3 protein-coding genes are annotated in these 12,915 nt (G+C 39.6%); all 3 read left to right on the top strand.

From position 1 onward, the window contains the following. Nucleotides 1–1,828: 1,828 nt before the first annotated feature. The 3 genes from CHF41_RS06645 to CHF41_RS06655 all read left to right on the top strand — a co-directional run bounded on the left by CHF41_RS06645 (nucleotide 1,829) and on the right by CHF41_RS06655 (nucleotide 12,401). The gene (locus CHF41_RS06645) at nucleotides 1,829–2,401 is read left to right on the top strand and encodes a TlpA family protein disulfide reductase (RefSeq protein ID WP_119876542.1); all 573 of its coding nucleotides are present in this window, start codon (nucleotides 1,829–1,831) and stop codon (nucleotides 2,399–2,401) included. A gap of 71 nt (nucleotides 2,402–2,472) precedes the next feature. Continuing rightward, nucleotides 2,473–10,830, top strand: coding sequence for an isopeptide-forming domain-containing fimbrial protein (locus tag CHF41_RS06650; RefSeq protein ID WP_119876543.1), 8,358 nt, complete (start codon nucleotides 2,473–2,475; stop codon nucleotides 10,828–10,830). Nucleotides 10,831–11,042: 212 nt separating this feature from the next. Beyond that, nucleotides 11,043–12,401 carry a G5 domain-containing protein gene (locus tag CHF41_RS06655; protein WP_119876544.1) on the top strand — a complete coding sequence of 453 codons (1,359 nt, stop codon included), beginning with the start codon at nucleotides 11,043–11,045 and terminating at the stop codon, nucleotides 12,399–12,401. The last annotated feature ends 514 nt before the right edge of the window (nucleotides 12,402–12,915 follow it).

Genomic DNA, 12,915 nt, shown 5'->3' on the forward strand with positions numbered 1-12,915 from the left:
ATAATGTGACTCTTAAATGGTTGACTTCAAGGTTCAAATGTCCTAGAATTAGGCTCTTACTAAGTGAGGTACATCACCTTTTTTTGAATGCAAGTAGGGACGTTACAAAAATAGGGTTATCTATTAGTAAGAAGAATGAATATTATTTAATAATATCTAAAGAGCTAAGCATGTCGATTTACGCTGAATCTGTCTGTATACAACAGGTTGAAGGGATTGGTAGTTGATATGATAAAATAGGTGGTTAATATGAAATATGATGATGTTAAACAAAGATTATTCGCTATCATTACTAGCTATATTGATGATAGCAGTCTACGAGAAAGGCTTCTTGAACAAGCATGTACCGAGCAGTCAATAAGAGGAGTTTTATTGTGTCATCTACTATAGCAGAGCAGAGGTATTACGGTTTAACTAATAATTCGGCTATAATTATTCCGAGAAGACTACCATTACCTAAAAAATAACGGAATGATGGAGAGAAATAAATATGGAATTGATGAATGTTTATTTTGAAAAGATTTTTAATGGTTGGAGTCAGCCAAGGATGAAGTTACTTCCAGACGCAATCTATACCGAAAGGAATGAGGGGTTAATAGCCTAGAATCGATAGAATGAGAGGGAATATGTTGGGAATTGCAAAGCGAACTTTTGTTGAAGATAAATAGCATTATTAGAGATGGAATAGGTGAAAAACGGAATGTCAATTCTAAGTATTTTCGGGAGTCGCTTGCGCCTCAAATTGAGACATATTTGAAAGATAAATCCTTTTCGAAGGGCTCCGTTGATACTATTTATTTGACGTAAGTACAATTTTGAATTTTAAAGTTTTACAGGATGATTTTTTATTGGACTTGCTTTTCATGAACAAATGTACGAGATATACATATCCGGCTACATTCCTGTAGGGTATAAGGGGGATTATCCCACTAGAAAATTTGAAATAATGAATCCGCAAGCTACTTAATAATCACCCACATTAGATGATAAGGATATTATTGTTGGGAGTTTATTATGATGCTTTAACAGATTGGTATAGCCAATACTTGTTAACATTCTGTGCTACTTAATTAGTAGTGAGAGACAACTTTTGGAGCAGATTGAAGAAAAAGTTCATTTTGGACAATTTTCTTCAATCTTTTTTTCTTTTATTTGAGAAATAAAAAAACTTTGAATAATACCGCTATGTCAGGATTTCTAAGAGTTTCTGTTATACGTAACCAACCCCAAAGATAAAAATTTTTCTATCTCTAATAGGGGTTGTCTTCGGTCTGGGACAAGTATTGGCTTGTTTTTTTGTTAAGAAGAACTTTTTAAAGGTTGACGAAATGAAGTCTTAGGAGTCTTTTTGAAAAAGAATATGCAAATTGCTTTCTACAGTGTTTTCCTATCTCGCATGCAAAAAATTCGGCAAAACCACAAATATATATGCCTTTGATATACTACGTATATCAAAGGTTTGACTACAAGTCAAACCTTACAACTCACAGTCTGCGCAAAACGTGCCAGAGATAGCCTATTATAACGATGTAAATGTATATAACTTGGTGCACATATTAATATGTTTATATATGCATATATTTATATATTATATAAGGTTTGTAGTGAGAAAGTTATACAGATTACATAAGGTGAGACTGGTATAGGCTGTGAGGAAATCCGAAAGAGAGAGTTGTTCGTGCGAGAAATTTAGAAAAGGAGGGAAAAGGATGAAGCATAAACGAACTGTATTCCTATGTTTAAACGTTCTCTTGATGAGTGATATTGTATAAGGGTTGGGATGGTGGGTATATGTCACATATGAATATTACAAGGGAGGGATAATGAGATGAAATGGAAGGATAGATGGTGGTTACCATTCTTAGTAGTTGGCTTACTTGTCGCTACAGGAGTTTGGGCATCTTATCATCTAGTAACATCACCAGATAGCAATCAAACAAAGGAAGAAATACCGCCTACCTCTAATTCTGCCTTAGAATTAGAAGGAAGTAGAGTTCCAGAGTTTACTGTAATAGACAAAAATGGACTAACAAAGACAGATGCTGATTTTTCTGATAAGCCAATGCTCATCGTCGAATGGGCTAGCTGGTGCCCAGATTGTCAACAGCAACTGCCAGTGGTTCAAGAAGTTTATAAAAAGTATGGTGATAAAGTGAACTTTGTCATGATTAACTTAAGCGATCCTAAAATTGAACCGAAAGAGCAAGCTGACCAATATATTAAGCAGGAAGGTTTTAGCTTTCCTTACTACTACGATGATGGTCAACAGGCAGCAGACTCTTTAAAGGTTCAGTCTATCCCTACGATGTACTTTGTTGATCGGAATCAAACTATCAAAAAAGTAGTGATTTCTTTTCAAGATGAAGCATCGCTGGAACTTCACCTCAAGACAATCTTGTAATTTTGATGGAGAAAAAAGAAGGGAGAGACAACAAAGAAGCTAGATAGTTAGCTTAGTATGTCAAGTTAAACATGAAAAATGTAATAAAAAAGGTGTTAATCCTACTATTAGGACTTTCCTTATTAATACCTATGGGATTTTTCCGATTTGCATCGGTCAGTGCGCAGAATACATCCTCTTCTCTGAAAGTAGAGAAAATTGACAATGCGACGATTACGTCTGACGGCTGTCAGCGGAAAATTGAGAAAACAGAAAAAGTCAAATGGAGTTTGCCACGTCAGCCAATTGATTTGGTTATTTTACAGGATACCAGTGGTTCTTTCAAAGATACAATTGGTGAAGTCCAAAAAGCTTTGAAAGAACTAACGACGCCAGTAACACTCGATAAGTATGATCCTAAAAATCCACGGTTGATTTTTACAAATGATAAGGATACAACAGACCGAGTAATGGTCAATACCTTCCAAGGGATTGATACAGAATATCAGTATGATGATTGGGATGGGAATTCTTTTGTAGAGAGTAATTTTAAAAATTTTTATAGAGAGGTTCCTAATACAGACCCTAAATATATATACCAGCTAAGGAAGTCAGAGTTATTAAATGATCCATCAAAAATTAACCAAGCAATTGATGCATTCGTAACAAGTGGTGGAACACCAACGGTGCCTGCCATTGAAGACACCATCGCAGAATACAACAAAATCAAAGGTGACATGAAGAACAATCGGAAGACGGTTTTCTTACTGGTCACAGATGGTGTAGCCAATGGGGTTCGTAAAGATGGAAAAGTTGTTTTTGACAGAAGTTTATACCGAAGTTATGCTTTACAATCTTATTTCAAAGCTCAAGGGGTAGAGGAATCTAATATGTATATCCCAGAAGCGGGTCAGAACTATCTGGCTCGTGCCAAGGAATTGGTAGAGGCTGGTAATACATTAAAGACGTTAGTTGCAGGACAAGCTAATAATCCTAAAGATGACGGTGCTGTTGTTGTAGGATTTTGGGAGAATGTTCCGTCATTTACGAAAGGTGGAGGATACGGAACAACTTACTTGAACGGATTTGCAGATACAGGAGTAAATACAGGTGATAATCGCACGGTTCAAGAAGTCTTCCATGAAGCCTTACAAAAAGTTGCGACTAATGATACCTACTATGTCAACGAACAAAAATCTGCCACAGCCTTTGCGGGAAAAATCCTAAAAGCAGTTGGTCAAGCCTTGGTCAAAGAAAATGTTGAAGGAGAATTTCAGGTTACAGACGGTTACACGGTTGATGCTGTTCGTATCAATGGAAAAACGGTCGTAGAAGACGTGAAGGATCCTGATAAACAAATTCAAGGCTTAGTCAAACAAGAAGGAAACAAAGTAACCATTTCTGTACCAGATAGCGTCTTCAATCCGGGAGACAATAAGTTTGACTACGATTTGAGTCGTTCTACAAAAGCTGATGTTGTAGATGAAGAGGATGAGGTAGATCCTCCTGCTGATTACCAGCCGAAAAAAGAAATGGTAGAGGTTCCGCAGTTAACCGGTAAATTTAAAGTTGGCGAATATGAAACAGCAGAACTTGGAAGTAAGACTCCACAAAAAGTCGAAGTACAAGAGCTCGCTTACTGCTATCCAACTGTTACCAAAGCGATTAAGGATGACAATCCAAAGAACGATTTAGGAACGATTGAAGATCCTTTGAAGTTGAGTAAGAAACCATCTTACAGCGCTTTACTAGATGCAGCAAGTGAAAACTTTACCTATACTGTGAACTATAGTTACAACAATGTACCTTATGAGTTCAAAGACAATGTCATGCTTGTGGATCCATTAGACTATCGTTTAGAGGTGGTAAATGCAGTTGCATCTGATTTAACTGGGCAGAAGTACGAGACGAGAATAGTTGAAAAAACGGATGCAGATGGTCACAAACAGACAGTAGTGGTAGCAGATGTACCAGCTAAAGAGAAGTCCTATGAGCATTTGTTGCTCAAGAAAGCAACGATGACCATCACTGTTCGTCTAAAGGAAGAATACCAAAATAAGAAAAATAAAGACTATCTGAAACTACTTCAAGACAGTCAAGGATTCGGTCTTGTGAACCAGGCTTCGATTCTTTGGAATGGCAGCAAGGATCCAGATGAAAAGGATCATTTGAAAGCAACGCCAGATGGTCGTGATACGGTTCGTCGTTCGAATGCAGTATATGTGAAACCTCCAGTGGAGACAGAAATTACAAAAGTTGTTAATAATAAAGAGCACGAGGATTTAGGGACTCCTGGAGAAGAATTTACCTATACAGTCAAAAGTCCATGGCCAGGAATTGCTGAGTCCTTTGAACTAAAAGATAAAGTCGTAGACGAGTTGGAAATTGTCCCAGATAGTGCAAGTGTGACCATTGCTGGTAAAGCTTATGAGAAACAAGGGCTTGTTGCTAAGGTCGAAGGCCAAACAGTCTCAGTGAAACTAGACAATAAGTCTATCAATACGATTACGCGTCTAGTGACTAGAAAATCCTCTGAATTGCCTGAAGTCACCTTAACCTTTAAGGCAAAGATTAAAGATAACGCAGACATCTCTAAATACAATGAAAATGGCGTTATCAAGGTACCGAATACGGCTAATGTTATCTTAAATGGGCACAATCCAATTACCTCAAATAAGGTGACGGTCACTCCACCTAAACCAACAGAACCATCAGTATCAAAACGTATTAACGATACCTTAACAGAGTTTACAACCTTTGATACTGTACCTTATACCTATACTGTTACCACCTCAATTCCAAATGATATGGAGCAGTATAAGAAATTTGTGATTAAGGATACATTGGATTCGAAACTTGAATTTAATGGAACACCTACCATCAAGGGAGATGCTGCCGACTTGTTTGACGTAGCAACAAACGGTCAAACTGTAACAGCAACTGTAAAAGCAGGTAAGTTTGCAGAGGTCGCTAAACTTTCATTGGTGGAGCTAGAGATTCCTGCCAAAATCAAATCAGGTGTGAGCGGCACAACGATTGAGAACAAAGCTCATCTTGACGTGACCAATAAACAAGGCGTTGAGAAAGAGTACGAAAGTAATCCAGCTACTGTCACGCCTCCACCTGTAACAAAGCGGATCAATGAAAAAGAAACTCATTTAGATATCGCGAACGAAACGGATTACAACTATAACATTAAGACAGTGCTTCCGACAGATATTACTTCTTATAAGAAATTTGTCATTTCGGATACTCTGAATGGTGAGTTGAAAGTGGTCAATACAGACAACAAAAAACCATTCATTAAAGGTGATGCTGCGAAGTTCTTTGACGTAAAAGTAGAAGGACAGACCATTACTGCAACCATGAAAGATTTCAAGGATGCAGCAGCTTTAGCCGCAAAAGAAGTTGAGTTAGTGATTCCTTCACAAATCAAGGCAGGTGTCGTAACCGCTAAAATTCCAAATACGGCTATGATTCAATTTACCAATAAGGTAGATGCTTCAGGTGAGAAAGAAACACCTCCTGTTACAGTCACTCCGCCAACGGATCCGACTCTTGACAAGAAGATTGAAGACAAATGGACAGAAGCAACTGTGGGAATCCAAGAAGCATATACCTACAGTATTACGAGCAAACTGCCAAATGATATTGAGCAATACAAATCCTATGCCATCACAGATACACTTGATTCCCGCTTAGAGTTCACTTCTACAGCACCTTCTATTGAAGGGGATGCCGCGAAGTTCTTTGACGTAAAAGTAGAAGGACAGACCGTTACTGCAACCATGAAGGATATGGCTAAAGCAGGGAAATTGGGCAATCAATCCGTGAAATTGGTGATTCCAGCAAAAATCAAGTCAGGTACAGCGATTGAAGGGATTCCAAATACAGCGAGACTTTCATATATCAATAAGCAAGATCAAGCAGGTGAGAAAGAAAGTCAACCTGTCACAGTTACACCACCTCCGATTGGTAAGAAAGTAAATGATAAAAATCATGCAGATTTAGGAAGTCTATCGGAACAATTTACCTATACAATCGATACGAAGGTGCCAAGTCTTGCTAACCAGTTTGAGATTACGGATACTCTTGTGAAAGAGCTAAACTTCGCAGGTGATGTAGTGGTGAAAGTCGGTGGTAAAGAAATCAAAGATGCCATGGTTCAAAAAGACGGACAAACGCTAACAGTCTCATTCAATAAAGATCAGGTTGAAGCTTATGCGAATCAGGCTGTGCAAGTTATCTTTGGAGCTAAGATTGCAAATGGTGTATCTGTAGAGGAATTAGTGAAGCGTTATCCGAATGAGCCAAAGGATAAAGCACTCGTTCCTAATACAGCAAGTTACCTAATCAACCATGATCCTAAAACCAAACAAGATACAGAGCCTGTAACGATCACACCCCCATCACCAAATTCTCCAGATATTGTGAAAAAGGTTAATGGAGAAAATGCCGCGACACTGGCAAAACGTGATGAGACATTTACCTATACAATTGAAACCTCTATGCCACTGAACGCGACTGCGTTTACTGTCACAGACCAACTAGAAGAGGTGCTTGAGTTTGTAGGTGAAAATGGAGATGTTCGTGTAACACTTGATGGCAAAGAGACAGATGCGACGATTTCAGTGAAGGGACAGAATCTCCAAGTTGATTTCCCTGAAAAGACTGTGAAAGAAAATAGCGGTAAGCCAATCGTCGTTACCTTTAAAGCTAAGATTAAGCAAGGGGCTAATCTATCTGCCTACGTTGTAGAAGGTAAAACCTCTATTCCAAATACAGCCAAGTATACGATTGACCATAATCCAAATACAAGTGAATCATCAAATGAAGTGCCAGTCACTCCACCAACTCCAGAACAACCAACAATTAAAAAGGATGTCAACGGAGAGGATTCAGCTACCCTAGCGACACGTGACGAGGTCTTCACTTACCATGTGAAAACAAGTGTTCCACTTGATGCGACAGAGTTTTCAGTAAAAGATACTCTTGTAGATGTACTTGAATTCGTAGGTGAGACTGCTCAAGTAACCCTTAATGGTCAAGCGCTTGAAACAAGTCAAATTAGTATCGATGGTCAAACCATCACTGCAAAACTAACAACTGAACAAGTTAAAGCAAGTGGTGGTCAGGAAGTCGTGCTAAGCTTCCAAGCGAAGATTAAGAATGGCGCCAACCTCTCAGATTATACAACTGAACAAGGTACAAGTGTACCGAATACTGCGTCTTATATCGCACAATTCCCACATCAACCAGAAGTTGTGAAGAACTCTAACGAAGTTCCAGTAACTCCACCAGCTCCAGAACAACCAACAATTAAAAAGGATGTCAATGGAGAGGCTTCTGCAACCCTCGCAAGTCGTGATGAAGTCTTTACTTACCATGTGAAAACAAGTGTTCCACTTGATGCGACAGAGTTTTCAGTAAAAGATACTCTTGTAGATGTTCTTGAATTTGCGGGAGAATCTGCTCAAGTAACCCTTAATGGGCAAGCACTTGATGCCAGTCAAATCACTGTAGCGGGTCAAACCATCACTGCGAAGCTAACAGCAGACCAAGTTAAAGCAAGTGGTGGTCAGGAAGTCGTGCTAAGCTTCCAAGCGAAGATTAAGGATGGTGCCAACCTCTCAGATTATACAACTGAAAAAGGTACAAGTGTGCCGAATACCGCTTCTTATATTGCACAATTCCCACATCAACCAGAAGTGGTGAAAAACTCAAATGAAGTTCCAGTTACACCACCAGCTCCAGAAGATCCAGCAATTGAAAAGGATGTCAACGGTGAGCTTTCTGCAACCCTCGCAAGTCGTGACGAAGTCTTTACTTACCACGTGAAAACAAGTGTTCCACTTGATGCGACAGAGTTTTCAGTAAAAGACACACTTGTCGATGTGCTTGAATTTGCGGGAGAATCTGCTCAAGCTAGTCTAACCCTCAATGGTCAGGCGCTTGATGTCAGTCAAATTAGTATCAATGGTCAAACTATCACTGCGAAGCTAACAACTGAACAAGTTAAAGCAAGCGGTGGTCAGGAAGTCGTGCTAAGCTTCCAAGCGAAGATTAAGGATGGTGCCAACCTCTCAGATTATACAACTGAACAAGGTACAAGTGTGCCGAATACCGCTTCTTATATTGCAAACTTCCCACATCAACCAGAAGTGGTGAAAAACTCAAATGAAGTCCCAGTCACTCCACCAGCTCCAGAAGAACCAACAATTAAAAAGGATGTCAATGGAGAGGCTTCTGCAACCCTCGCAAGTCGTGATGAAGTCTTTACTTACCACGTGAAAACAAGTGTTCCACTTGATGCGACTGAGTTTTCAGTAAAAGACACACTTGTCGATGTTCTTGAAGTAGTGGGAGATTCAGCTCAAGTAACCCTCAATGGTCAGGCGCTTGATGTCAGTCAAATTAGTATCAATGGTCAAACTATCACTGCGAAGCTAACAACTGAACAAGTTAAAGCAAGCGGTGGTCAGGAAGTCGTGCTAAGCTTCCAAGCGAAGATTAAGGATGGCGCAAATCTCACAGATTACACAACTGAAGAGAAAACAAGTGTTCCAAATACCGCTTCCTATACTGCGCATTTCCCACACCGCCCAAAAGTGGTAAAAGATTCAAATGAAGTTCCTGTTATTCCACCGACTCCAACAGAACCAGAGATTGATAAGAAAATCAATGAGACCTTGGAACATTTGGATATCGATCGAGAACAGACTTACATGTACAATGTGACTGCTGCTATTCCAAGTGATATTAAATTCTATAAAGAATTTATCGTATCAGATGAATTAGATGCTGCTTTAGAATTGGTCGGAACACCAGTCGCTTATGTTGACGGGTATGATGCTTCTGATGTTTTAGATGTTCATACAGAAGGAAATAAAGTAACCGTTTCTGTCAAAGATTTCAAACGCTTAGAAGGCTTTAAGAAAATTCAAGTCTATATCTTATCTAAGATTAAGGCCGATGCAGATTTAACATCCTATGCAGAGATGAAAGTTCCAAACATTGCTCATTTGGATTTTGTAAATAGTAATGGAATTGATGGCAAAAAACAAACAAAACCTGTAACGGTCACCCCACCACCTTCATCAGAAACTCCGCCACCACCAACACCAGGAGATCCTTACAAGACAGTCAGTCGTGTTGAAGGAGCAGAGCAGACAAGTCGCTTAGCATTAGGGCAAGCAACTGATTTGTTCCGATTTGATATTGTGACGACAGTCCCAGAAGATAAGGCAGATCAGAAAACAGAACTGACAAGTCTTATGATTACGGACACCTTGGATAGTCTTTTGAAGGTAGATGCGGTTGCTCTTAAAATTGATCAGCCTAAATTCACTCAAATCAAGCAATCTGTTCAAGAACAATTGGATGAAGTGAATAAAAAATTAGATCAGTTGAACGGTCAAGCGAATAATGTTGGAACGGTTGATGCTGCTCGAGAAGCCAAAGAAAAAGTCCAAGACTTGACAAAACAACTAGAAGTCGCCAAAGCGAATTTGGATAAATGGCTTGAAGCAAAAGCAGCTCAAACTGCAAACGCAGATAAGAAAGAGCAGGCTACTGATGCTTCAGAGACAAAAGACGAGAAGGTAGAAGATGCTGTTTCAGAACCGTCTACAGCTAAAGCAGTAGAGGATAAGGCAGACGCAGAGTCAGAAGATAAGGAACCAGAAGAGAAACCAACTTCTCCAGCTGCTAGCCAGCCTGCAGAGGAACCTATTTCTAAACCGAAACAGGAAGAAGATACAGAAGAAGCTAAGCTAAAAGCAGAAATTGCTAGCTTAGAAGAAGCGTTGAAAGCAGCTCAGGCAGAACTTGAAAAAGTAGAAGCTGAAGGTGATAATCGCACAGTCACTTCTGCAGCAGATAAAGTGAATCTCCAGAAAGAAGCAGAGAAGCTAACAGCAAAACTTGCGAAAATCGATAAGGCGATTGCACTATTGACGAATGTCAATGAAAAAGGTGAGCTCGATAAAGAACGCCTATCTAAGATTGCCAAGGTGACTGTCGATGGTCAATATGTGGAAGTAGATATTGAGAATGTAGATATTCTAGAAGTGTTACGCGGTAGCAACGTAAGACTGATTATCTATTCTTCTATCAAAGATCCATCTAGCTTAAGTGATTTGGTTTACGCAAACGGTATTGATAATACGGCTGATGTCATCTTTAACCATGATCCGAAGACTAAGAAACGGACAAATGTTGTCAAAGTGGTACCACCAAAACCATCAACCCCAACACCAAAACAACCACTACCAAAAGGTTCAATGCCATCAACTTCAACGCCAAGCAATCCAGTGCCGTCAGCACCAAGTTCGCAAAAGATTTTACCTCGGACAAATTCTACGGATACACATCGTTTAGAAATTATTCTTCTTGCGGTCGTTGACCTATTCATTGTAGTTCTGTTGCTTAGAAAAAAGAAATACAATTAACCTAGTATAGGGAGTGGGACTTAATTGTGATTTCGTAGAAATCGATTTTGTAGTCCCAACCCCGCAAGGTTGACTAGGTTTGTAGAATGTTAATTTATCAACGTTTTACAAACCAGACAACTGCGTCAACCTGTTAAAACTATGAAACGTAACGAGGCAAGTGACTTTTGTCCCAGCCTCCATACTTTATAGTGATATAGAAAGAGAGTTTTATGAAAAAGAGAAAAATAGCTCAAATGTGTGGAGCAGTCCTTATGATTAATAGCTTGGGACTTGCGACGATTGGTTCGTCCTTGATACAACCAACAACAGTCTTTGCTCAGGCTGAAGAACCAGAACCCGATGAAGTCATCATGAGCGCTGCTGAAAAGAATGCGATTCTTAAGCTGCAAGATGCCTTGAAACAATTTGAGGAGGATTTAAACGAAGGGGATCAGGAATTGATTGACATATCAATTGACGATTCAAAAGAAGCCTATGAGTCTGCAAAGCGTACCGTAATTAGTGAAGAAGGCAAAGCCATGTTAGCTCCATTGATTCAACGGTACGAAGCATTAAAAGCAAGAGCGGAACAGGAGAAAGGGGCGGAAGAACAACCCCAAGAAGATCCACAGGAAAAACCTCAAGACGGTTCTCAAGTTGATCCGAAAGACAATTCGAGTGAAAAACCTGAAGAAGATCCAAAGATAGTTCCAGAAGAACCAAAAGAAAATCCGCAGGAACAACCTAAGGAAGACCCACAAGTGAATCCGAAAGATGACTCACAAGACAATCCTCAAGTTGATCCGAAAGATGACTCACAAGACAATCCACAGGTAGATCCGAATGAGAACCCACAGGAACAGCCTCAAGAAGAACCCAAAGCTGAGCCGAAAGTCGAAGTGAAAGAAGAAGCAGTGATGTCTTCGATTCCTTATAAGAGTGTGAGAGAAGAAAATCCTGATTTACCAAAAGGCATGGAACGCATTAAAACCCCTGGTAAAGAAGGTGTTGAAACGATCACCTATCAAGTTACCTATACAGACGGAAAAGTGACCAGTCGTACAGAAGTAAAACGCGAAGTAACGAGCCCAGCGGTTGATGAAGTCATTGAAGTTGGCACGAAGGAAGCAACAGCAACTCCTGTCATCGAGATTAAAACGGAGACCAAAACAGAAGCCGTCGCTTATACGACTGTGTATGAAGAAAATCCTGAGTTACCAAAAGGTGAAAAACGCGTCAAAACATCAGGACAAAATGGCGTTGAAACGATCACCTATAGCGTTATTTACGTAAATGGTAAAGAAACCGAACGTACAGAAGTCAAACGTGAAATGACAAGCCCAGTAGTGAATGAAGTGATTGAAGTCGGAACAAAGGAAGACGCACCAACGCCACCAACAGATCCGACATCGCCAACACCTCTAGCACAGACCCAGGTGCACCCTCAAGTTCAACCTCAAACGGAGAATAAGCAGTTACCTGCAACAGGAGAAAGCGCTAATACGGGACTTGTTTCAGGATTAATGGTCTTGGGATTGGCACTTGTATCATTTATCGGTATTGGCAAGGGTAAAAAATACAAAAAATAATTTCTTTTGGAGGTATTCTCAATGAAAGAAATAACACCAATTAATTACTACAAAAGTAGAACATTTGTTTGTAAAAAATGCCATGAAACCGTTACTACAATTGAGGGAGCTTTAGATAGACGAACTCAATTTTGTAGTGACCTCTGTTCAAGACGCTACTGGCGCCATCCACATCAGTACAAGAAAGTACGGTAATACCAATGTGTGGTCGGTGTGGTTGTAAAATCTCAGCTACAATCATCCAAAACGACCAGTACCAGCTTTGAACTGGCAAGATACCTTACAGCATATGTCCATAGAAGCGGGATAGAAGCAGATTTTCTTCTATCCCGCTCTTTTTTATGCATGAGAATAGGAAGTATAAAATATAGTGAATAATCAATGATAGTAAATTCTTGATTTCTGAGCAAAAATATTTCTTTTCTTGCATATTTGAATTATTTTTACGAATTGATAGATAAGAAGGTTAGGAACAAGTGAATGGAGGGCTGTCCTGTCTAGCTTTTTGCAACAG

This window comes from Streptococcus respiraculi (genome assembly GCF_003595525.1).
GTDB classification, from domain to species: Bacteria; Bacillota; Bacilli; order Lactobacillales; family Streptococcaceae; genus Streptococcus; species Streptococcus respiraculi.